Genomic DNA, 23807 nt, shown 5'->3' with positions numbered 1-23807 from the left:
TAAATATAAAGTCATGCCGTTTACTTTTTATGTTCAGGTAAACTGATATTCATCTCGAGCACGTCTAAGCTGTCTTCAGAGCGATGGTTGATATTAACATCATCAATCTGCACACCGTTGACGTACTTATTAACCACTTCTAGTATTTCACGTTTCATTTTTTCGATACGGTCAGTGGTCAGGCGATTATTCAAGCGATTTTCACTTGCAACAATAACTTTTAAGCGCTCAGTTGCCATATTAGCACTGCCAGCACTGCTGCTGTCATCCGTACCAAATAGGCTACTCCAAAATCCTTTTTTCTTACTCATCATTAACCCCCAAACCAGCGCTGTAGTAGACTCTTTTTCTTCACATCAATATGACGTAATGGACGCTCTTCTCCTAAGAAACGGGCGACGATATCGTCATAACATTGACCAGCCACTGAATCGGTATAATGAATCACAGGCTCGCCATGGTTAGACGCTTCCAGCACTGAATGGCTCTCAGGAACCACACCAAGTAACGGCACTTTTAAAATATCGTTAGAGATGGTATCGATATCCATCATCTCATTTGCGGCAGCACGGTCGGCGTTGTAGCGGGTGATGATTAAATGCTCGCGTACCGTGCCCTGATTTTCAATCACTTTTTTGGTTTGGCTTTGCAAGATACCAATGATACGGTCCGAGTCACGTACCGAAGAGATTTCAGGGTTGGTGACGATGATGGCTTCATCTGCATGATACATCGCCAGCTGCGCACCGCGCTCAATACCAGCAGGCGAGTCGCAGATAATATAGTCAAACTGCTTTGACAACTCATCCATGACTTCTGTAACGCCGTCGTCTGTCAACGCATCTTTATCACGCGTTTGACTGGCAGGCAGGATATATAAATTTTCTAGTTGCTTGTCTTTTACCAGCGCTTGTGACAGGCGGGCATTGCCATTGATAACATCGACAAAGTCATAAACAATTCGATTTTCGCAGCCCATAATCAAGTCTAGATTACGTAAGCCTACATCAAAATCGATAACAACTGTCTTATAGCCACGTAATGCTAAACCGGCGGCAAAAGAAGCGCTGGTCGTGGTTTTGCCCACACCGCCTTTACCCGAAGTGATTACAACAATCTTCGCCACAATGGCACACTCCTATGAATTGATGGGATATTTATTAGTTAAAACATTTTAGATGAAACAGTATAGATGTAAAGTAGCACAATTGCTCGGCGTTTACCTAGCGGAGATGTGCTATCTGCGAGCATAAGCCTAGCATAAATATACAAAAACTTATAGCCAGTGCGTATTTAAGCACAAAAGCTGCCTACAGATAATGGTTATATCAGCTAAATAGGGAGCCAAAGCGCCCTCTATTATCTGCGCTCAATATTCGCGCCTATAGTCTAGCGTAAATAGTGGCAGAGCTAACAATCCATCATAGCGCAGTTTTGTTAAGTAAACTTACTATAATATTAATTATGCTATTTAGACGTCAATTTATCATTTATCATCAAATATATTCAAACTGATAATGATGAAATGACACCTTTGAGTCGTCTAAAGAGCAAATAAAACCTAAGCGTTATCCATAACCGTAAAGACTAAACCCTGACCTTCTAAATAACGCACTTCAACCGATTTATCAATCACGTGCTCGGGTAGGTTATCACGTAAGCAATACGTGCCAGCAACTGAGACCAGAGAGGGATTAAAGACTTGGCAAAAAATACGCGCATCTTTATCACCCGTTGCGCCTGCGACCAAACGACCTTGGGCGCGACCATAAACGTGCAGGTTATTGTCAGTAATCGCTTCAGCGCCGCTATTGACACTATTGGTTAAAATCAAATCGCCACCGACATGGTTGAGGCTTTGTCCCGAGCGCAGCATTTGATCATAAATCAAGCTGGTAATATGCTCGGCACTGATAAGCGTCTCTGCCGTCAAGGTGGTTTCAGTCGTTGCATTTACCTCGGTAGTGGCAGCAGCTTGGCTATTTACAGCTGAGCCAGCATTATCGGTAGTAGAGCTGACAGAATCGTTCGCAGGTGACGTTTGTGCGCTATCCTTAGAAGCCGCTACTTGACTTAACTGTGTAGTGGCTTTTTTACTGGGCAAAATACGCTCGATACGCTTGCCGTCCGCTGGAAATATCGCTAAGCGTAGCTGACGTGCTTGCTCATCAAGCAAACCTGTGACCACGCCGATAGGCTGCAAACCCCATGACCAAAGCAGCTCTACTAATGCCGCTAAATCCTGCTCGACTTCACTGTCAATCAATACAGGGATATTGCTATTTTTATTACTCAGTGTACTTTCAAGTTGGCTGGCAATCGCCGCAAAGTCATCGGTGCTAAACTGCAGCCGTGAAAAGGTCAGCATTTTGCCATAAAATGCCAAAGCTGGCGTGTCAGGTGAGTCAAGCGCCTGCTGATTGTTGTCTGAAATCGTCATAATATACATCCTCAAAAATGGTCGTGTTGCGGTGTTCAATGTGCCGTTTTTGCCTCGGCATATAGCATCAAAGTCTAATTATTAAAAGTGCGGCTTTCAAAAATATGCATATCAAAAGTATGATTGTCAAAAAAACTGGTTCTCATTCAAAACACTACAAATTAAGCATGTCTTGATGCTTCCATTGCTGCACTTTTATTTGGGCTTCAAATTCGTCTAAACCATCGGCGATGATGCTTGAGATTAACGTATCAAGGGCGCTGTTGTCGGTATCGATTTGAGCAACGCCGCTGGCGATAGCAACCATTAACGCGTCAATACGTTCGGCGTCAAGCAGGCGCTCATTCAGCGCATATACCACGTTTTCGCCGATATTATGCCCGACATGCTGTAGCTGCGACTCAATTAACGTTCCAGCAATGGGTATCATACGCAGATAGCGGCGTAGCTCAGGCGTATTGGCCAATCCCTCTTTGATGGCATTGCCCATTTCGGTGGCGACAATAGTGCCGCCGCCCGATGACTCGGTCAGTGCCTGAAGTTTTGGCGCCAGCTCTTTACGCAGTAGCGATAGTATCGCCGCTTCAATCTCATTGCGATTGCGGGCAATGGTAGATTCGATAAAGGATTTATGAGTGTTAGGATCGGTCAGCTGCTGGCGAAAAGTCTGAATGGTCGTTAAGATGACGCGGTCAGACAGCTCTTCTAACAGCAAATTAATATAAAAATTAATGCGATTAATCCACGGCTGTGGCAGTACTTGATAACCTAGCTGATATAAGCGGCGCCCGATAATCACGGCGCGAAATAAACGCAGCGCGCGCAACTGCGGAAAACAGCCTAACACTTCATACCAATGCACAAAAGGGAAAAAGAACCAGCGGTAATACACCTTTTCTTTAATAGCAACTGCCCAGCGCAATAGCAACTCGGCAATCAAGAATAGCGTAAAAAAACCGCCCGCTGTCCGTAACGAGTCATGAATATGGTTTTGATACCAGTTTAATGCCTCGCTCATACTCAACCACTGCGCGGCATTACTACTAAAATTACTCATCAAAATAGCGTCAGTACTGATTAAAAATAAATCAATACTGATGGCGATGAGCATCACGATATCATAGGTCAGCTTCAAGCGATTGGGCTGGGGACGATTCGGTCTTGGCGGCGGGCTGCTGGGTAGGTCTGAGGACTGAAGAGGCGCTGGTGTTATCGGCGCACGGGTAGAAGAGGCGGGCACAGTCATACCTTATTTAGTAGTAAATGGCATTGGTAGTGAGTAGTCTTTTGCCAATCACTACCAAATAAGCGGCAAGTTTTAATAGTTATTCACATTATCAATGAATCATGCCAAAAAACAAGCCATCAACCATTATAATTTGGTATTTTAGCCGTTATCTTTTTATATAAAAAACCCCACTCTCAACTTGAAATAAGCAATTCAAACTGAAGAGGCGGATTACCAAGTTTTTTGTTGAGTACAAAGCACAGATTGTGTGACAGGATTTTACGAATCAATCGATGAGACAAATGCCATAAATCTCTTGCTCTCACTCTTTGTATGTTAAATCGTTCTGATAGCTGACCAATGACTGTTTCAACGATACGGCGGGCTTTCATTAGCCGCCTTACCACAGGTTTGGGTCTATCCTCTTTCATGTTGGCTCTGAGTGGCGTTTGTAAATCCACGCCTTGAGCGTCGTAGTACGATGTCAGACTCGGGCTGATATACCCTTTATCAGCGCCAAGTAGCCCATGAATATGAGTGGTGATTTCTGCAGCAACTGCTCTTTCATCAACATTGGCAGGAGCAAAGGTAAAGCCTTTAATCATGCCCGATAAGTTAACAAGCAAATGGCCTTCAAAGCCATAGTACCTCTCTTGCTTAGCCGCACAGTAGCTAAAAGCTGCTAAGTCTTGATAATTCTTATGCCGATAAGCGCGTCCATAATGACAGACGGGTACCCAAAAGCCATCCATAAAATGAATGTTGTCACGGCCTTCAATTTGACTGACGTTATCTTGTATCTGCTATTTGACTTGCCACAGATTGGCGCAGTGCTTTGCGAAGTTAGGGTATGAGCCGATGGCTGGAAACCAGTCTTGCCAATGCTGGGTAAAGTATTGCCAAATTTGTTTGTCTTGATCTAGGTGTAAAAATTCACCGACCATCTCCATACAAATAACCTCAGGATCACTTAGCTTTGCCGCGTAACCTGCACTTCGCAAGGGTTTGGTGACGACTATTTTGTAATATTGCTCTACCATTAAATAGATATTGATGATAAATTCGTCTATGGGCATCTCACAACTCCATTGTATTCTTGGTCGAAAACAATAGATTAGTGAGGTGCTCTTCTTTTTTCAATCACTTTCGAAGTTGAGAGTGGGGTATAAAAAGCCATAATTTTGGTGGTGTGTCAAAAAGTATGCTGGCATCAGACGTAGCCATAATTGACATAAAAGAACACCAGATCGAATACTTTAAAGTGATTATCAAGCTTTTTTGAGAAGCAACAAGTCTTTCTAACCGATCGTCTTAATCGGTGTCTAAGACGGCAGTTATTACCTTCTATACCTACCGTATGCTGTTTGCCAACTCGTTTGTTATCTGGTTTAAAGGCCGTTATGAAACTGTCCCAATTGTCCATACTAATAGAGTCATAGCTCACTTTAAGTTGCTTAAGACGTGCTCTTAACTTCTTAGCCGTTTTTAGGTCACGTTTGCCCCAGACATAAGCGACAATCTCATTAGTAGCACGGTCATAAGCATAAATAAGCCAAACTTTACGCTTCTTGCGATATACGTAAGTCCAGAACTCATCAACCTCTAAGCGTTCATAGTAGCGCTTCTTAGGTACAATCTTATATACGGATGAGCTTATGGTGCTTAGCACTTTACCAATGCTAACTGAGGCTATAATAGCAATGTCTCTAATGCCACAGCCTCTCACTGTCATTAGCCGTATTTTATCTTCTATTCTAGAGTGACAGCCGTTATAGGTTACCGCATGATCGCCAATAAACTGGCGTTTGCAGTCCTTGCACTGGTAGTTCTGCTTGCCATAGCTTTTTATGCCGTGTATCGAAAAACTGGGACTGTGACAGTCGGGGCAATTGATCTGTATTTGTGTCTTCATAACCTCAAATATATCATCTTGCTTCGGCTGTCACCCTTCCTTTATTACCCCAGCATACTTTTTGATACACCATCAAAAATTTTAATGGCTTTTTTTAATCAATTTTTTTAATGTCCTTTTTTATTCACTTTGATGCGCCGCTTGCGGATGAGTCTCAAAATCCGCCAGCATCTGTGTGATACGCATATCTTTTTGACGCCAAATTTGCTCGACCCACTCAAACATTTGCGCTTTAACGGTCTCATCGTTTTCGTAGCCGCCGCCTTGAATACCGGCAAACAGCGCATCGGGTATGGCAATATGGCGGACATCGACGCCTAAGCGTTTGATATTGCCTTTCCACAAATCGCCATAGGTTGGCACGCCGTCAGGGTAGACGATGGTCATATCTAAGATACCATCGATATCAGCGCCCAAGGCGTTAATCGCCAGCGACAAACCGCCAGCGCGCGGTTTTAATAGATGGGTATAGGGTGAGTTTTGTTTATCATGTTTTTCTTGGGTAAAGCGCGTGCCTTCCAAATAATTCAACAAGGTAAACGGCTTGTCCTTTAATAATGCACAAGCGCGCTTGGCTTCTTCGATATCTTTGCCTTTAAGCGCTGGGTTTTTAGCAACTGCTTCTTTAGAATGGCGCCGCATCATTGGAAAATCTAAAAAGTAAAATGCCTGCCCAACGATAGGAATATAGATGAGCTCAAACTTGGTGAAAAACCGGGTCAGTGGTAAGCGTTTTTCACTAATGTATTGCACGATGCTGGTATCGACCCAAGACTGATGATTGCTGACCAGCAGATATTTGCCGTCCATATGTACATCATCCGGCAATTGAATACGCCAATCCTTACGCGGTAATATGGTATCAATCAAAGCATTATTGCTACCAATCCAGTGCTCGGCAATCTTTATTACCGTCCTATCAGCGATAGGAGCGCCCGTGATAATTTTGCCAACGCCCATAAGCCATAATGGAATACTGCCGCCAAAACTATTGGCAGCGATGACTCCGGCCGCTGTGGTAAGCGACATTGCTTTGCCAAGTTTTGGCGCGCGTTCGTGTATTTTTTGCATCGCAGCGTTCAAGCGCATGTCTTATTCCTTACTATTTGCTCGTTAATCGTTTCACTATTATGGTTAAACCGGTGTTTTATATCATCTCAAAAATACAGCTAATTTTTCTAACAAGTTTTAGCAAATTATAATCGCATTTTATCTAATAAATTTTAGTACTAATATTAGGTAAGACCTAATTTTAGTCCAGTTATTATTCGGCTTTTTAATTCGTAAAATGTTTCTACCAAAGTTTTTATAAGATAATGTTAGCAGAAAATAATTAGAGTGTACGACTGTAAACGTGACTTGCGGTAACAAACAACGCGCTTTTATAAACACTAGACTATAGATACTTATGCACTTTCCATACATAGATGTGACAAAATATTACACACAAATAGACGGTAATTGCCATAATAATAGTAAGTGTGAATAAACAAATAAACAGGTTTGTTGACGCATATTCGTGACAAGCAATATCTATAAAAACACCGTTTATTTATCGATACCTATATTGATAGCCCATTTTTTCAACTTAAGAGGACATATTATGCGTAATACATTAATGGTTGCAGCATTGGCATCAGGCTTAGCATTGAGTGGCTGTACGACTGATCCAAACACTGGACAGCAACGTTTAAATAAAACTGCTATCGGTACGCTAGCGGGTGCAGCTGGTGGTGCCACTATCTCAAAAGCAACAGGCGGTAGTAAAACTGGTCGTGATGCGGCTATCGGTGCAGCATTGGGTGCAGGCGTAGGCTACTACATGGAGCGTCAAGCGAAGCAGCTAGAGCAGCAAATGGCGGGTACTGGCGTTACGGTTACCCCAAATGCAAACGGTAACATTGACTTGGTTATGCCAGGTAATATCACTTTTGCCTTTGACAGTGCTTCGTTGAACCCATCGTTTAGACCAACGCTTGATAAGCTTGCGGCAACGATGAATGAATATAACCAAAATACAGTTACGATTGCTGGTCATACCGACAGTGTAGGTAACCCATCTTATAACATGAACTTGTCACGCGATCGTGCCAACTCTGTGAGAAATTATCTGGTTAGCCGCGGCGTAGCTTCTAACCGTATCAACGTAGTTGCTTATGGCCAGACTCGTCCAATCGCTGATAACAATAGCGATTATGGTCGTCAGCAGAACCGCCGCGTTGAGCTAACGGTAAATGCACCAAGCAGCGTTCGTTAATCGCTACTGATATTTAAAATATAATGTAAATTAAAAAAGACCAACGCAAAGTTGGTCTTTTTTTGCTTGAAATTCGTCTAATATTCAAAAAATTATATTTGATAATAGTTATCAATAACATTATAATTTGCAGGGATTGAATTTTGTCAGCCTTTAACGGGCGTTTAAATTTAACTAGGGTTTAAATGGATTTTATCTTATTGAAATTATAAGTCTTTAAGCTTTCCTTTTATCACTTTATCTTTTGTCATTTTATCTAATGTATCTCATCGAGGACGTGTATGAATATCAGCCCAGCGACAAGCCGTAAAATTTTACCGACTACTTTAGCTGCTGCATTGGCAGGGATACTGCTAGTATCAGGATGTACCAAACAGTCTGATGAGACCACAGCGTCAGAGGCACAAACCGACGTCCAAGCAACCCAAAACAGCGATAACAAAACGTCTTCGGCTGCTGATCAGGCGCATATCGATCGATTGTTGATTAGCTATGCTGATATGGCGCACGCCGCCTATAAAGATTCTTTAGAAACGGCCAAACTTTTACAAACAGCAGTGAATACTTATGTAGACACGCCGACCCAAGCCAATCTTGACGCTGCAAAGGCTGCCTATAAAGCCGCGCGTCAGCCATATTCACAGGCTGAAGTGTTTCGCTTCGACGAAGGCTTTGTGACCGCTGATGATAAACGCGCACTTGGTAGCGTTGATGGCTGGGAAGGACAGGTAAATGCTTGGCCGCTAGATGAAGCCTTGATTGACTATGTTAGTGACAGTTATGAGGGTGAATATAACAGTCAGGACAATATTATCAATAGCAAGAGCATCACGGTTGGTAGCATCAAGCAAGATACCAGCACCATTACGCCTGACTTGCTGGCTGAGATGAACGAGATTGGTGGTAGTGAGGCTAATGTCACTACCGGTTATCATGCGATTGAGTTTCTGCTGTGGGGACAGGATACCAATGGCGTTGGTGAAGGTGCAGGTAATCGTCCGGTGAGCGACTATATAACGACCGAGGGCGAATGTACCAGCGGCGATACGACAAACACAGATGCGAGTATTTGCGAGCGCCGTGGACAGTATCTAAAAGCGGTTACCCAGTTATTGATCAATGATTTGACCGCGATGGAAGCCCAGTGGCAACCTGATAGCGAAAACACCTTACGTAGCGATATGATGGCCCGTAAAGACAAAAACGGTCTGCGTCAAATCATGTATCAAATGGGCAGCTTAGCACTTGGTGAGCTAGCTTCTGAGCGTATACAGGTGGCGTTCGTCACTGGCTCTACCGAAGATGAGCATGAATGCTTTAGTGATTTGACCCATTTGAGCTATGCCAATAATGCCCGCGGTATTCAAAATATCTTTAATGGCGGCTATAAAACCGTCGCTGGCAAGACAGTGGGCGGTTATGGACTAAAGAATTATCTTGTCGATACCGGCAATAAAGAAGCGGCTGATAAACTTGCGACTGATTTTGCTAACGTAGAAGCGGCGTTTAAAGTCATCGTTGAAAAAGCCGAGAAAGAAGGCATCAAGGTCGATCAGATGATTGCAACCGTAGGTCAAGCCAGCAAGCACGGTATTTCTGCTGAAGAGCAAAACAAACGCCGCGGCTGGATTGAAAGTAGTATCACAAGCTTACAACAGCTAACCGATGGTATCGAAAATGCAGCAAAAGCCGTTGGCATTGATAATTTAGACGCTGATGCAGGTTCACAGTTTTAAATAGTGCTTATTTAAAAGAGCGCTTATTTAAAAGGACATCTATTTAAAATGGTGCTTTTGGTTTTAATTTAGGAAGCCTTAATAGCCTGTATTTATGTGCCTGATGAGTCGTTATCAGTGAATGAGAATTATTTTTATAGAAAAATAATTTAGGTATAATATACACGTTGTCGACCGCTGTTGGCAGCGTGTTTTTTTATAGCGCAGCAATGATTTATCGAATTGAAATATTGGTGGTGTGTCAGAAAGTATGCTGAGGAGATGAAAGGAGGGTGACAGCCAAAGCAAGATGATATATTTGAGGTTATGAAGACACAAATACAGATCAATTGCCCCGACTGTCACAGTCCCAGTTTTTCGATACACGGCAAAAAAAGCTATGGCAAGCAGAACTACCAGTGCAAGGACTGCAAACGTCAATTCATTGGCGACCATGCCTTAACTTATCATGGCTGTCACTCTAAAATAGAAGACATCATACGGCTAATGACGGTTAGAGGTTGCGGCGTCAGAGACATAGCCGTTATAGCCTCTATTAGTATTGGTAAAGTGCTTAGCACCATAGGCTCATCGGTCTATAAGATTACACCTAAAAAGCGCTATTATGAACGCTTAGAGGTTGATGAGTTCTGGACTTACGTATATCGCAAGAAGCGTAAAGTTTGGCTTATTTATGCTTATGACTGCGCTACCAATGAGATTGTTGCTTAGGTTTGGGGCAAACGTGACCTGAAAACAGCTAAGAAGCTAAGAGCCCGTCTTAAACAACTGAAAGTCAGCTATGGTTCTATTAGCATGGATAACTGGGATAGCTTTATAACCGCATTCAAGCCTGACAAGAAACAAATCGGCAAGCAGCATACGGTAGGCATAGAAGGTAATAACTGTCGCCTTAGACACCGATTGCGACGAGCCGTTCGAAAGACCTGTTGCTTCTCAAAGAAGTTTGATAACCACTTTAAGGTGTTTGATTTGGTATTCTTCTATGTCAATTATGGCTATGTCTGATGCCAGCATACTTTTTAGAACACCACCGAAATATTTATTGACTAAAAATGCTTATCAAATAAAAGTGAAAAAATTATAGCACGCGTTTTTAATGGTTCCATACCAGAACTAAGGTTCCCTATGAGTAGCAGTAATGTGTCAACCGCCAAACAACCTACCGCATTTTATTCTCCTTTAATATTTAAAAATTCGCTATTAAAGCTATCGCTAGGAGTGACATGCGTGCTCTCATTAAGCGCCTGCCAGCCATCTCCAACGGACGACACCGCCAATAATAACGACAATAAAGCCCAAGACAGTAGCTATTTGCAAAATATAACGCCTGAGCGTGCTCAAACGATTGAAGCGCTAGCGGGCGTCCCTATGCAGCAGCTTGCCAGCTTTGATGCGCAAGAAATCAAACAAGGTGGCGATACTGGTATTAGTATCACCACGAGCGAAAGCTACTCTAAACCTTCTTCAAATATCACCGCTTCGCGTAAAGGCTCTTTCTTTATCGGCAATGCGTTTTTTAGGCAACCTTGGGTGGTCGCGCCGGCAAGTACCGATAGCCGTGATGGGCTTGGCGCTTTATTTAACGTTGCTGCCTGTCAATCTTGCCATATCAAAGACGGTCGCGGTCATGCGCCGATGAGAAGTGATGACGATGCTGATAGCTTGTTGATTCGCCTTGCGATGCCGGCGACTACCGAAGCGCAGCGCCAAAAGCTAAAAGATTCCTTGATTGAAAAAGTCGCCCATCCTATGTATGGCGGTCAATTGCAGGACCGCGGTGTGCAAGGCGTGCCTGCTGAAGCCCGAATTGTAGTACAGTGGAACGATAAACCCGTTATCTTTGCTGATGGTCATGTCGAGACCTTGCGTGCGCCAACCTTTAATCTGACCAAACCCGGTTATGGTCCATTTGATAATGAGCTGATGGTATCGCCGCGTGTGGCCTTACCGATGATTGGGCTTGGGTTACTCGAGCAGATTCCAGACGATGATATTAAAAAACAAGCAGTCAAAGTAAATAACGCTAATAGCGACATTAGCGGTAAATTTAATATGGTCATGGATCCACAAACGGGTAAAGTGGCATTAGGACGCTTTGGCTGGAAAGCTGGTCAAACCAAGCTGATTACTCAAAACCAAAGTGCGTTTAATGAGGATATGGGGCTGACCTCAAATATCCGTCCGCATGAGTCTTGTATGCCAGCGCAGACCGCTTGTGTGAATGCCGCAACAGGTGCTGATGAACAAGGTAATGGTAAGCCGCCCGTCGAAGTCAATGATGAAGTGGCAAAGTTCGTCGAATTTTATACCCGTAATCTGGCGGTGCCGCATCGCCGCAATGCCGAAGACAAGCTGGTATTGGCCGGCAAAAAACGCTTTTATGATATGGGCTGTCAAAGCTGCCATACGCCGCGTTATCAGTTGCCAAAAACCGACGATGACCATCTTGAGCAGCACGGACAAGTGATTTATCCTTATACCGATTTATTGTTGCATGACATGGGCGATGGCTTGGCTGATCGTACCATTGCGGGTAAGCTGCCATCTAAAGATTTACAGGTTGAGTTTTTAGCCAACTCTTATGAGTGGCGCACGCCTGCTTTGTGGGGCATTGGTCTTGCGCAAACCGTCGATCCACAAGCGACGTTTTTACATGATGGTCGCGCGCGTACTTTGATGGAAGCGGTACTTTGGCATGGCGGCGAAGCGGAAAAGCAGAAGCAAAAAGTACTTAAGCTTGATAAACAAGGACGCAGTGAGTTGAATGCGTTCTTAAAGTCATTATAAAAATAAGCGTATGAGCGTTAAAAGCGATGGTCATTCAACGTAAGAAATACAAAGTTAAATAATTACTTATATCAATATTCATCCAAATACTGAGAAATCTATGAAAATAAACCCTGCTTTAGCAATGGCATTATCAGCGCTAAGTGCTGGTATTCTAATTAGCTGTGTCAAACCTGCGGAAGAAAATAAAGTACCAGAGGTAGATAGCCAAGTCGCGCAAGAGGGTGCTACTTCTAAGGCTGCTGCTGAAAAAGACAGTAATGACGCTAAGGTTGCAGCAGTAGATATTAGTCCTGATACCGAAAAAACCTATCTGACCCACGTGGCAAATGACATTGTCATTCCAGCCTATGCAGATGCCGCAAAGCAGAGTGATTTATTGCATGATTTGGCAAAGAAATCTTGTCAGCAAGCGCCCGTGAGCGGTGATGCGCTAAAAGAATTGCGCGACCAATGGTTGGTGCTCGCACAAGCTTGGGCAAGCGCTGAGATGGTTAACTTTGGACCAGCGACGGCGAGCATGAGTAACTTATATATCAATTATTATCCTGATGAGCGCGGCCTGGTACATAGCGGGGTCGCTGATTTGATTGCTGCCAATCCCAAGCTTACCGCCGAGCAGTTGGCTAACGAGAGCGCCATCGTGCAAGGCGTGCCAGGCTTAGAAGAAGTGCTTTATGCCAATGATAGTTTGGATGCTGGGCAGTGCGCATATGTGATGAGCGCGAGCAGAGCTTTGAGCACACTTCTAAAAGATATCGAGAAAAACTGGCAGCAAAATGCCACTGATTTACTAGCAATTGATAAAACCGCCGAGAGCGATCAAGGTTTAAACCAATGGTTTAACTCGCTGCTGTCATTGGTTGAGACGATGAAATCTAACGCTATCGACCAGCCATTGGGTTTAACTGCTAAAGCAAAAGGTCATCTGCCAGCTGCGACCGCTGGACAAAGCCGCGCGATTATCACTGCGAAATTGGCAACCTTAAATCAAGCAATGACTGACCCTGTTTTGACTGCTATTCTTGGTGGCAATAATGAAAATGCAGTGGTGGATAATCTATCAACCGCGCTTGCCGATACCACGACGTTACTGGCACAAATGCCAGAAGATTTAGCGACTGCTGATAAAGCGACGCAGCAAGAACTACTTGATCATCTCACGAGCATTACGCGCATTATTAAGCGTCAATTGATTCCAACCCTTGGTCTGCGTGTTGGCTTTAACAGCACCGATGGCGATTAAATAATGGCTACTATTGACGCTAAGACAGCAAATAAAAAGCAAGGTACAGCACAAGGTACAAGGCCTAATGATGAGCTGCTGGCGACATCGGCACTGACCCTGCTTTGTGCTGCCATGGGTACAGCCGCGCTTGTCGGTATCCATCATCGTTTTCGTAAACAGCAGCAACCTGATGCCAGCTTATGGGATTATGTGGCAGGTATGGGCGCGCAGTTACAGTTGATAAACTTGACGCCTAAACGCGAGCTCGTGCAATTTCGCCACGCTTGTCAGCAAGCGGCAGTTGCATGGCAGCAGGCTTATCGCTCACAGAGAGATGACGGGCAAAATAACAAGTCTTATAGCGTAAGCGATTTTAGCGCAGCACATACGACCACAATACTGCCACAACCTGTTTGTTGGGTTAGCGGCGTGGCGTCTATGCCAAAAAACATCGCTTTAGTAACTGAAGACTGTGACGCTAGTCATAATGAGCACGACTTCGGCGTGGTTGGTATCGACGCTGATAGGCAAATCGTTTGGCAAACGACCATGCCCGAACGCGTGCATGATATTGTCGTTCAACCTATTTCTGATAGGCAAAAATTTTTTGCTAAGAATAACCAAGCACGTGATGTGGTGGTGATGGGTCGGCGCCCGAGCGAAAGGTTTTGGGTATTAGACACGGCAACTGGGCAAGTAAAGTTTGCTATTAAAGCGTCTACGCATCGTCATTTTTATGGCCATGCTTGTTATAGCCTGGATGGTAAATTGCTCTACGTGACCGAAAATGACACCGTAAGCTTAGACGGTAAAATCGGTATTTATGATGCCTGTGATCATTATCAAAAAATAGCAGAGTATGACTCGCATGGTATCGGCCCGCATGAGCTGATTATGCATCCTGATGGCGAAACGTTGGTGATTGCGAATGGTGGTATCAAAACCGAGCAAGCGTCGCGTGAAGAGCTCAATTTAGACAGTATGCGACCGTCATTGGCTTACCTCAATCGTCATACTGGCGATTTGCTTGAGCAGATTATGCCTGAGCACAATCAAATGAGCGTGCGTCACCTCGCCATGCATGACGATGGCACGGTGATGATAGGTATTCAGTTTCAAGGCGAAAAGCATATCAATGTGCCGTTAGTATTGACCCATAAACGCGGTGAGCCTGATTTTAAACCCCTTATTATGCCCAATAATCAATGGCAACGTTTCCACCAATATATCGCCAGTGTGGCGGTTGATAGTGAGCGTAACCTATTATGTGTGACCACGCCAATTGGCGGTTGTGCGGCGATTTATGACTTAAATACTCGTACATTGATTGATGATATTAGCTTACCAGATTGTGCCGGTGCAGCCGTATTAGCAAATCAGAATGCTGACAAAGCAGGCTATAACAATACCAATGCCAATGCCAATGTTAAGGCTAAGGCTAAGGCTAATGCGCACTCAGGTTTTATCGTTAGTGATGGACTAGGTCAGTTAACCGCGTTAACTGTTAATCATTTAGCAACTGCTGAACTTGCTAGAGTAGATAACGTTGAGCGTATTTTTATAGACAGCAAATATCATCTGATGTCGTTTGACAATCACTTACAAGCGCTGTGAGCATGAATGTGCCGTCACAGTATGATTCGCCCTTATTAAATAGCGCTATACGTTGTTTGGCGCAAGCGGATATTGAACTACACATCAGCAAAAAGCGCGTTAAAAATATCAATTTTCGCTTAAAACCGCATAAATTAATGGTCTCTATACCCATCTCTCTTAGCTCAGCGCAAACTGCTCAGGCGATAGAGAAACGCGTGCCTTGGGCAATCGCCAATCACCCGCACGTATTAGAACGCTATAAACGTCAGCAAATCCCATCACAGCAATCTATAAAAGAGGCTTCAACTGCCGATAGCACACTGCTATTGTGGGGCGTAGAGCAATCATTCACCTTAAACCACGATAAAAAAATTGCCTACTATCGGCAACATCTCTCTGAAGTAATGCCTGCATTATTTAATAAATGGCAACCGATTGTCGGCGCTTATGCTAATGAAATACGTCTAAAGAAAATGCATACGCGTTGGGGTAGTTGCAATACCCGCGCACGGCGAATTTGGTTGTCCGTCTATCTGCCAGCTTATCCTATCGAATGCACCGAATACGTCATCGTCCATGAGCTGTGTCATCTGCATCATGCCAATCATAGCCGCGCTTTTTGGCAAACGGTGGCAACGGCGATGCCCGATTATCAATATTGGCATAATATGCTGGCAGGTAAAACAGGGCAGCTAGACTAAAGTAGGAGCTACTGCTAAATAACCAGATGTCATACCTTAATCTGCTAAGATAAGGTTTTTTATCGAAACAAGGATGTGCTATGGAAAACGTCAATCAAGCGCAGTTTTGGCAACAGCGCTATAAAGAGGACAGTATCGGCTGGGATATGGGGCAAGTGTCACCACCGCTCAAAGCTTATATTGACCAGTTGCCTGAATCTGCTAAAGAGCAAGCGATTTTAGTACCGGGCGCGGGCAATGCTTATGAGGTCGGTTATCTGCATGAGCAAGGGTTTACCAATGTCACCTTGGTTGATTTTGCCCCTGCGCCGATTGAGGCTTTCGCAGAGCGCTATCTCAACTTTCCAGCAGAGCATTTGGTCTGTGCTGATTTTTTTGCGTTATCGCCTGCGCAATATCAGTTTGATTTGGTGCTTGAGCAGACGTTTTTTTGTGCCATAAATCCTGCGCGCCGTGATGAGTATGTGGCGCAGATGGCCGCATTATTGAAACCGAACGGCAAGCTAGTTGGGCTGCTGTTTGATAAGGATTTTGGACGAGAGGAACCGCCGTTTGGCGGCTCGAAAGCTGAATACCAGCAGCGTTTTGCACCCTATTTCGATATTGAGATTATGGAAACGAGCTATAACTCGCATCCGGCGCGGCAGGGCAGTGAGCTGTTTATTAAGATGCGCGTAAAATCTTAATCTCACGCTTGATGTTTTGCCGAGCCTGCTTTTCTAACCTGTCATAATAATAATCGGTTAGGTAAAGCTTCGGGTGCGCCAATAACTCTGTTAATACTGCTCTACGTCCATCACGATAATCTGGGTTTGAGACATGCGCATATTCTTGCCGAACCGCTTGGGCATATTGCTCGTAATCAGTCCAAGATGCCCCCAGAATACTCAAATCCATATCTAGTAAATAAGCGGCATCAAAGTTTTTTTGAGCGTTTGAGCATTCAGCAAGTTTATGATTGGCCGTCATCATAATGAGCGCGTAAATATGTTGGCACTGCTCAGCCGATAAATAAGAGCGTAGCGCTTCTACGGCATATTCTGCACTTTTTAGCTCATTATCTGAGCGCGTTGGCGCATATATCACGTCATGATAAAATAGTGCCAATGCGATAATATGCGACTCATTTAAAACATGCTTAATCTGCTCAAACTGCGCAAATAATTGCTCAATATGCTGCAAGCTATGATAAGCGCGCTGAGCTTCATTATAACGTATAGCGATATCTTGCCAAAGATTGTTAACTTTTTCTGGTTCTACAGCGCTATTAATAGCTGTTAAATGGCGCGCAAAAATCTTGCCAAGCTCACGCTCTATTTGCGCAAAAGCCTTTATCATTTAACTTCCTTATTCTTCTACTTTTTAGCCAACTTCCATTCACCACCAGTCATTTATTTTTTATGATCTGCCTCTTCAAAGGCTTGTTTAAATAGTTGCCCAAGCAAATTAACATCATCAACGCGGGCATAGTTTAAGCGGGTGACAAAAGCGATATGACGATGCGGCCCTTTTTCTGCTAATGGTACTGCGACTGCATTTTGGTTTTGCAAATGCAGCTGATCGAGTGCCATTTCTGGCACCAAGGTCGTGCCCATATTAGCAAGCGCCATTTGTATTAGGGTGTTCAAGCTGGCATCAGAAAAGCTTGATTTCATTTGCGCGCGGTCGAAATGACAGACGGTCAAGGTTTGATCGGTCAGACAATGTCCTTCGCCAAGTAGCATCAGATTGGCGGTTGCCAGCTCATCGGCGTTAATTTTTTCAAGCTTGGCATGGACGTCATCCTGTGGAAAGACCGCAAAGAAATCTTCCGCCCAAAACTCAAAGGTATGCAAACCATCGACCGCATAAGGCAACGCAATAATGGCGGTATCAATATGACCATAGCGTACCTGCTCAAGCAAACGCTCGGTTTGCTGCTCGATAACCGTCATACGAAATTCAGGGTAGTGTTTGCGCAGCGCAGGTAGTACTTTTGGCAGCAGATACGGCGCAATCGTCGGAATGATACCAACCGTCATCGGGTACGCAAGCGGTGATTGATGGCTATGTGCGCGCGTGGTCAAATCATTGACTTCAGAAAATATACGCTGCGCCCGCGTCAAGATGTCCTCACCGATAGGCGTAATCAAAACTTGCTTATTATTACGCTCAAAAATCTGCGTATCTAGTTGCTTTTCTAGCTCGGCGATACCCAAACTCAGCGCTGATTGTGAAATGTTACAGTCTTCTGCTGCCCGTTTAAAATGACGATGTTTGGCAACTGCTAAGGCAAACTCAAGTTGACGTAAAGTAATCATAAAACCTCTCTATTAATGGGTTTTGAACGCCATTTGTTTTGGGCGTTTATCTTGTGTACTATAGCAATTTAATGCCGATGTTCGTATAAAAAAAGCCGTTAGAATAGTTTAACAAGTTTAATAAAACAAAACATCACATTAAAAACTTTTAACTGGATTAACTATAGAATTCGCGTATAGTTTGTCTTGTAACCCAGTTAATGAGTGGGTTAATCAAAACCTGCAGCCATAAACACCAATTAACTTAACAACAATCAATTAATCAAAAAAGGAGCCAATCATGGCGTCAATTATCAATCAAGAAATTCCAGAGTTTTCAGCAGAAGCGTTTGTAAACGGTGATTTCAAAACCATCACTTCAGAAGATGTAAAAGGCAGTTGGGCTATCTTCCTATTTTACCCAGCTGACTTCACCTTTGTTTGCCCAACTGAACTTGAAGACATGGCAGCCCATTACGAAGAGCTTAAAGGCCTAGGCGTAGAAGTGTACTCAGTATCGACTGACACACATTTCACTCATAAAGCATGGCATGATTCTTCAGACGCTATCGGCAAAGTCACTTATCCAATGATCGGTGACCCAACTGGCCGTATCACTCGTGGCTTTAATGTCATGATTGAAGAAGCCGGTTTGGCGGAGCGTGGTACTTTCTTAGTAGACCCAGACGGTAAAATCCAAGTCGCTGAAATACATGCAGGTGGTATTGGCCGTAGTGCAAAAGACATGCTACGTAAAGTAAAAGCGGCACAGTACGTTCGTGATAACGACGGCGAAGTTTGCCCAGCAGCTTGGGAACAAGGTCAAGAAACCCTTAAACCAAGCCTAGATCTAGTTGGTAAAATCTAAGGATATACTTAGATAACTTACTATTTAGACTAGCGAAAAGATAAGTATAAAATTTAATAGTAAGTTTTCATTTTTAAAAGAAAACGCTATTAAATGATGACTTAAGAACGCCCCATCGGCTTTGATTGATGGGGCGTTTTTTTGTCTATTTTTTATAGGCAGATATTTAGAGATAGATAGTGTTAGGACAAGATTACAGGCTGTCTACAGATTGTCACCTAAGTTCATTCGATTTTTATCACAGAATGCTTATGATTTAAAGATATAGTGAGTGGAAAGTAATATCGACACATCACGCACTGCTGATATCAATTTTTCTTGCTTGTTGCCATCACAGTAGAGGCGACGAAGCACTCACCTTAGTTGCACAGAAATGGTTTTACATTGAACCTATCACATAAATCGGTAATGAAGAGAGGATATTATGAGTAACGACAAATCATCTGCTAAAGAATTTCCGAAACAAGAACAATCGCTACCAGGCTCGCAGCAAGAGCAGCACCCAAGCCCTGAGGTACTGCCAAAAGAGTATCCAAATGGCAAGCTTGCTGGGAAAGTTGCTATTATCACTGGCGCGGATAGCGGGATCGGGCAAGCAGTGGCGATATTATTTGCCAAAGAAGGCGCGGACGTAGTGGTCAGCTACCTATGTGAAGATGACGATGCCAAGATGACCAAAAAGCACGTAGAGTCTTACCAGCAGCGCTGCTTACTGGTGGCGTCAGATTTATCAGAAGAAGCTAACTGTCAAAAGCTAATCGATACCGCCATCGCTGAGTTCGGCAAAATTGATATTTTAGTCAATAACGCTGGGATGCAGGTTGAGCAAGAATCGCTCACCGATATCAGTAGTGCGCAATTTGATAAAACCATTTATACCAATTTTTATCCGCACTTTTGGTTGAGTAAATTTTCCTTACCACACATGCCAGCGGGTAGCTCGATTATCAATACCACCTCTATCACCGCTTATCGCGGCAGTGACCATTTGATTGATTATGCCGCCACTAAGGGCGCGATTTTATCTTTCACCCGTGCTTTAGCCAATAATTTAATGAGTCAGGATAAAGGTATCCGCGTCAATGGCGTCGCACCCGGTCCTATTTGGACGCCGCTTATTGTGGCGTCATTTACCCCTGATGAGATAGAGAAGTTCGGTCAGAGCACGCCGATGGGCCGCGCCGGTCAGCCAAACGAGGTCGCGCCTGCTTATCTATACTTGGCCAGTGACGACGCAAGCTACGTTACAGGACAGGTTATCCATGTAAATGGCGGCGAGATTGTCGGTGGATAAAGTGAGTAGATGAGTGCTTCATTAAGTAAGTAAGTAAATGGTTAATTTAGCCAATGCTCATCGAGCGTTTATTGACTTATATTGATCTAAGTACAATTAAAATTGCGACAAAAAATAGCGGCTTGGTTCGATACTTACTTGCTCATCGAACCAAGCCGCTATTGAATCAGGTAGCGTTATAAACTAAAGTGTTTATACCGCAGAATTGAGTTTATTTTTATCGATTATTTTATAAATCTCATCTTTTAAGTGCAGCTTGCGCTTTTTCATTTTTTCTATTTCTTCGTCACAGCTGGCGTGCGTCACCAAATCCTTATCGAGCTGGTTGATTTGCTGATCAAGCTTGGTATGCTCATCAAAAATGCTCGCAAAGTAGCTGTCTTTTTGCTTAAGTTCGCAAATAATATCTCTGTTGTCTTGCCATGTATCAGTCTTTCTCATGTTGTCATCCTTGTTATAAAGCGCAGGCTTAGTAAAGCCATAGCGCATTTTAGTTAAGAGCGCTCTGATGAATTGATATGATTGTGAGACTTCATTCTTACCAAGCCAAATCGCAATTCAGCTCAGTTTTGAACAGGATTATGCGCAGCAGAAAGGGCGTTTGTTAACGACAACTAGCAGTCAATCTGCCGACCGGTAAATAAGAGTGTTTCTTATTCGCCTCATCTGATTGTAGCGAAAAAATTTACCCGATACCATAACTGTCATGGATTTTCTTTTATTGATAGTTTTAAAATTAAATAATAATATTAATATACGATTTGTTTTATTAAACATAAAGTTTGAGTTTATCGGCTTGCGTGGTACGTCCAAAGCCTTGATAATAGACGTATCAAAGGTGGTAAGGCAAGTATTTATGGCTTTTTAAATCAGATACTTAGCTTGTCACCAAACCCTATTTAAATGTGCAGCGATATAGCTGACGTTACATATCTGATAATAATGAGGAACAAACATGATAGATCAAGGTTTATTAGACGCAGTCAAAAGCTATAGTGAAAATATGACCCGCCCCATTACCTTTGTATTGGGTAGCGGCGAACATAGCAAACGTGCTGAGCTGATTGATTTTTTAACTAAAATCGCTGGCACAACGGATAAAATCAATTTTGATAGCGCAGCAACTGATGACAGCTTACCAAGTCCGATTAGTTTTAAAGTCGTCAGTCATATTGATAATGCATTGACTGATACGGGGATCGTTTTTAGCGGTATTCCGGGTGGCCATGAATTTACCTCGCTGATTTTGGCGATTTTGCAAGCGGGCGGCCATACCTTAAAACTGGATGAAGGTATTCAAAAACTGATTAAGCGTTTTAATAAGCCGCTACAGTTTCAGACTTATGTCTCGCTGTCTTGCCACAGCTGTCCGGATGTGGTGCAAGCGCTGAACCAATTTGCGCTGCTCAACGATGACATCAGTAACGAGATGATTGATGGTGCGTTATTTCAAGAGCAAGTCGAGGCCAATAATATCCAAGGTGTACCAGCGGTATTTTTAAATGGTAAACCTTTTGCCAATGGTAAAATCGATACCGCTAAATTGATTGAGAAGTTACAAGAGCAGTTCCCTGATTTATTGAGCGAAGTGGCTGATGACGCTGAGCAATTAGAGCAGCAAGATGTGACGATTATCGGTGCAGGCCCTGCTGGCGTGGCGGCGGCGATTTATACCGCGCGTAAAGGCTTAAAAGTTACTATGGTCGCCGACCGCATCGGTGGACAAGTGAAAGACACGCAGGATATCGAGAACTTAATCTCTGTACCTTTAACAACCGGTAGTGAGCTGTCAGCGAACTTCGAGAAACATTTGCACGAATATGACATTACGCTCAAAGAGCATGTCAGTGTCAAAGAAATCAGCGAAACTGAAGAAGAAAACTACCGTATTCATCTCAATACTGGGGAAACGTTTGAGACGCGCAGTATTATCTTAGCGACCGGAGCCCAGTGGCGTAAGCTTGGTGTTCCCGGTGAAGATGAAAACGTGGGTCAAGGCGTAGCCTACTGTGCGCACTGTGATGGCCCATTCTTTAAAGGTAAGGATATTGCGGTCGTTGGCGGCGGTAACTCAGGTATTGAGGCGGCACTAGATTTGGCAGGTATCGTTAAACACGTGACCGTCCTTGAATTCGCCGATGATTTAAAGGCTGACCAAGTACTGATTAATAAAGCCAAAGAAAAGAGCAATATCGATATCATCACCAGTGCTGCAACGCAAGAGATTAAAGCGCAAGATGGTAAAGTGACTTCGCTTGTTTATCAAGATCGTAGCAGCAGTGAAACCAAAGAGCTAGATACGTCAGCGGTGTTTGTGCAAATTGGTTTGGTGCCAAATACTGAGTTTGTCAAAGGCTTTGTGGATCTAAACCGCTTTGGCGAGATTGAGATTGACGAGCGCTGTCGCACCGACCGCAAAGGTATCTTTGCTTGTGGTGACGTGACCACTGTACCATTTAAGCAGATTAATATTGCCATGGGTGAGGGTAGCAAAGCCGCATTATCAGCGTTTGAATACTTAGTGATGCAGTAAAGTTTTGCTTTAGCTTTTATTAAAGTTTTAAACCCCTAAAATCTACTAAGGTTTTAGGGGTTTTGTTTTTTGAGCCGTGGTTAAGGTTTAATCAGCCAATACCCCAATCACCGACAGTATCTCACCTGCTTCATCTTCTTTAATTACGCGAGTTTCATTGAGTGCAGTTTCTTGCCAAGCCTGTAGATGAGGATTGTTTAACATCGTCACACAATACTGTTTGGTTATCGGTTTCAATGGTATGCCCGAGGCGACCGCATAAGTATGCAAGCGTAAAACCACAGGGGCAAAAAAAGCATCGGCAGCCGTGAATGCACCAAACAGATAGCTGTCTTTTGAGCGATTTTTTAAACAATCTGCAAAGATATTTTCTATACGGGCGATATCCTTTAAGCAGGCATTGCTGGGTTGTATTTTCGCCGTTGCTCGAATGTTCATCGGCATCTCGCTACGAATGCCCATTAGACCTGAGTGCATTTCCGCAACGATGCTTTGGCAATAAGCGCTGTTTATTCTGTTGCTGGTATTGTTCTTAGCATCAGATTTATTCAGACCTGTCCAAACATCTAAGTCCGTCAGATAATCATTGGCATGAATGGCTATCGCTAAAGTATCCCAAACTGTGACCTTTTCATCATTCTCACCATAGACTAAAACGGGTACTTTCCCTGTTGGCGCATGCTCATCGAGAATGGCCGTCGCTGATGGATGAAACAGCTCAATCAGTTGCTCATCGAAATCAATATTAAATGCCTTGAGTAGTAGCCAAGCTCGCAATGACCATGACGAATAATTTTTATTGCCGATGATGAGTAGGGGTTTTTGCATCATAAAGTCCTATTAAAAAGTAACAGTAGGATTTTATTATGTCTTCAATATTAAATAATAACCAGTTTATAGTTGAGTAGTATATAAAAAAATGCCCATCCAAAGTTTGGATGAGCA

20 protein-coding genes and 2 pseudogenes are annotated in these 23807 nt (G+C 43.5%); 11 read left to right on the top strand and 11 right to left on the bottom strand.

The window, feature by feature from the left end; all coding sequences use genetic code 11:
• Positions 1–20 precede the first annotated feature (20 nt).
• The 7 genes and pseudogenes from minE to AB8P72_RS11200 form a co-directional block, all read right to left on the bottom strand.
• Positions 21–311, bottom strand: a complete 291-nt coding sequence (minE, locus tag AB8P72_RS11230) for a cell division topological specificity factor MinE (RefSeq protein WP_068408119.1) — start codon at positions 309–311, stop codon at positions 21–23.
• Between the two features lie 2 nt (positions 312–313).
• Positions 314–1126 (bottom strand): septum site-determining protein MinD, encoded by an 813-nt coding sequence (gene minD, locus AB8P72_RS11225; RefSeq protein WP_068408121.1) that lies wholly within the window; start codon positions 1124–1126, stop codon positions 314–316.
• 435 nt (positions 1127–1561) lie between these two features.
• Positions 1562–2440, bottom strand: a complete 879-nt coding sequence (minC, locus tag AB8P72_RS11220; protein ID WP_068408123.1) for a septum site-determining protein MinC — start codon at positions 2438–2440, stop codon at positions 1562–1564.
• A 154-nt stretch (positions 2441–2594) separates the two neighbouring features.
• The gene (locus AB8P72_RS11215) at positions 2595–3686 is read right to left on the bottom strand and encodes a hypothetical protein (protein WP_207161658.1); all 1092 of its coding nucleotides are present in this window, start codon (positions 3684–3686) and stop codon (positions 2595–2597) included.
• A gap of 176 nt (positions 3687–3862) precedes the next feature.
• Positions 3863–4744, bottom strand: a pseudogene (locus tag AB8P72_RS11210) (IS982 family transposase).
• 134 nt (positions 4745–4878) lie between these two features.
• Positions 4879–5580 carry an IS1 family transposase gene (locus AB8P72_RS11205; protein WP_369957760.1) on the bottom strand — a complete coding sequence of 234 codons (702 nt, stop codon included), beginning with the start codon at positions 5578–5580 and terminating at the stop codon, positions 4879–4881.
• A 120-nt stretch (positions 5581–5700) separates the two neighbouring features.
• Positions 5701–6669, bottom strand: a complete 969-nt coding sequence (locus tag AB8P72_RS11200) for an acyltransferase (RefSeq protein ID WP_068408639.1) — start codon at positions 6667–6669, stop codon at positions 5701–5703.
• Between the two features lie 514 nt (positions 6670–7183).
• Here AB8P72_RS11200 and AB8P72_RS11195 point away from each other — a divergent pair.
• The 8 genes and pseudogenes from AB8P72_RS11195 (at position 7184) to AB8P72_RS11160 (ending at position 16574) form a co-directional block, all read left to right on the top strand.
• Positions 7184–7837, top strand: a complete 654-nt coding sequence (locus AB8P72_RS11195; RefSeq protein WP_068408637.1) for an OmpA family protein — start codon at positions 7184–7186, stop codon at positions 7835–7837.
• Positions 7838–8118: 281 nt separating this feature from the next.
• Complete coding sequence (locus tag AB8P72_RS11190) at positions 8119–9573, top strand: imelysin family protein (protein WP_068408635.1); 1455 nt, start codon at positions 8119–8121, stop codon at positions 9571–9573.
• 306 nt (positions 9574–9879) lie between these two features.
• Positions 9880–10581, top strand: a pseudogene (locus AB8P72_RS11185) (IS1 family transposase).
• Between the two features lie 120 nt (positions 10582–10701).
• Entirely contained in the window at positions 10702–12363 is a 1662-nt protein-coding gene (locus tag AB8P72_RS11180) for a di-heme oxidoredictase family protein (RefSeq protein ID WP_369957759.1), read from the top strand.
• Between the two features lie 100 nt (positions 12364–12463).
• Entirely contained in the window at positions 12464–13609 is a 1146-nt protein-coding gene (locus AB8P72_RS11175) for an imelysin family protein (RefSeq protein ID WP_369957758.1), read from the top strand.
• Between the two features lie 3 nt (positions 13610–13612).
• A complete protein-coding gene (locus AB8P72_RS11170) occupies positions 13613–15205 on the top strand; it encodes a DUF1513 domain-containing protein (RefSeq protein WP_369957757.1) in 1593 nt (530 codons plus the stop codon).
• 2 nt (positions 15206–15207) lie between these two features.
• Entirely contained in the window at positions 15208–15888 is a 681-nt protein-coding gene (locus tag AB8P72_RS11165; protein ID WP_068407537.1) for a M48 family metallopeptidase, read from the top strand.
• Between the two features lie 80 nt (positions 15889–15968).
• Positions 15969–16574 (top strand): methyltransferase domain-containing protein, encoded by a 606-nt coding sequence (locus AB8P72_RS11160; protein WP_068407540.1) that lies wholly within the window; start codon positions 15969–15971, stop codon positions 16572–16574.
• On the opposite strand, the gene AB8P72_RS11155 is transcribed toward AB8P72_RS11160, so the two are convergent.
• Together AB8P72_RS11155 and AB8P72_RS11150 are read right to left on the bottom strand one after the other, a co-directional pair.
• Positions 16552–17226, bottom strand: coding sequence for a hypothetical protein (locus tag AB8P72_RS11155; protein WP_369957756.1), 675 nt, complete (start codon positions 17224–17226; stop codon positions 16552–16554). The genes AB8P72_RS11160 and AB8P72_RS11155 overlap by 23 nt on opposite strands.
• Positions 17227–17279: 53 nt before the next feature.
• Positions 17280–18188: a hydrogen peroxide-inducible genes activator gene (locus tag AB8P72_RS11150; RefSeq protein WP_068407545.1), complete on the bottom strand. Its 909-nt coding sequence runs from the start codon at positions 18186–18188 to the stop codon at positions 17280–17282.
• 280 nt (positions 18189–18468) lie between these two features.
• On the opposite strand from AB8P72_RS11150, the gene ahpC reads away from it, so the two are divergent.
• Both ahpC and AB8P72_RS11140 read left to right on the top strand, forming a co-directional pair.
• The gene (ahpC, locus tag AB8P72_RS11145; protein ID WP_068407548.1) at positions 18469–19035 is read left to right on the top strand and encodes an alkyl hydroperoxide reductase subunit C; all 567 of its coding nucleotides are present in this window, start codon (positions 18469–18471) and stop codon (positions 19033–19035) included.
• 424 nt (positions 19036–19459) lie between these two features.
• A complete protein-coding gene (locus AB8P72_RS11140; protein WP_369957755.1) occupies positions 19460–20329 on the top strand; it encodes a glucose 1-dehydrogenase in 870 nt (289 codons plus the stop codon).
• Between the two features lie 192 nt (positions 20330–20521).
• On the opposite strand, the gene AB8P72_RS11135 is transcribed toward AB8P72_RS11140, so the two are convergent.
• Positions 20522–20770: a YdcH family protein gene (locus tag AB8P72_RS11135; RefSeq protein ID WP_068407586.1), complete on the bottom strand. Its 249-nt coding sequence runs from the start codon at positions 20768–20770 to the stop codon at positions 20522–20524.
• 514 nt (positions 20771–21284) lie between these two features.
• Here AB8P72_RS11135 and ahpF point away from each other — a divergent pair.
• The gene (gene ahpF, locus AB8P72_RS11130; RefSeq protein ID WP_193030736.1) at positions 21285–22862 is read left to right on the top strand and encodes an alkyl hydroperoxide reductase subunit F; all 1578 of its coding nucleotides are present in this window, start codon (positions 21285–21287) and stop codon (positions 22860–22862) included.
• 87 nt (positions 22863–22949) lie between these two features.
• Here the strand turns inward: ahpF and AB8P72_RS11125 are convergent, their stop codons facing one another.
• Positions 22950–23693 carry a glutathione S-transferase gene (locus tag AB8P72_RS11125; RefSeq protein ID WP_226928806.1) on the bottom strand — a complete coding sequence of 248 codons (744 nt, stop codon included), beginning with the start codon at positions 23691–23693 and terminating at the stop codon, positions 22950–22952.
• Between the last annotated feature and the right edge of the window lie 114 nt (positions 23694–23807).

Source organism: Psychrobacter sp. CLB018, assembly GCF_041222815.1.
Lineage (GTDB): Bacteria > Pseudomonadota > Gammaproteobacteria > Pseudomonadales > Moraxellaceae > Psychrobacter > Psychrobacter faecalis.
Note: the sequence above shows the minus strand (reverse complement) of the source record. Positions and strands in the feature narration are given on the sequence as shown.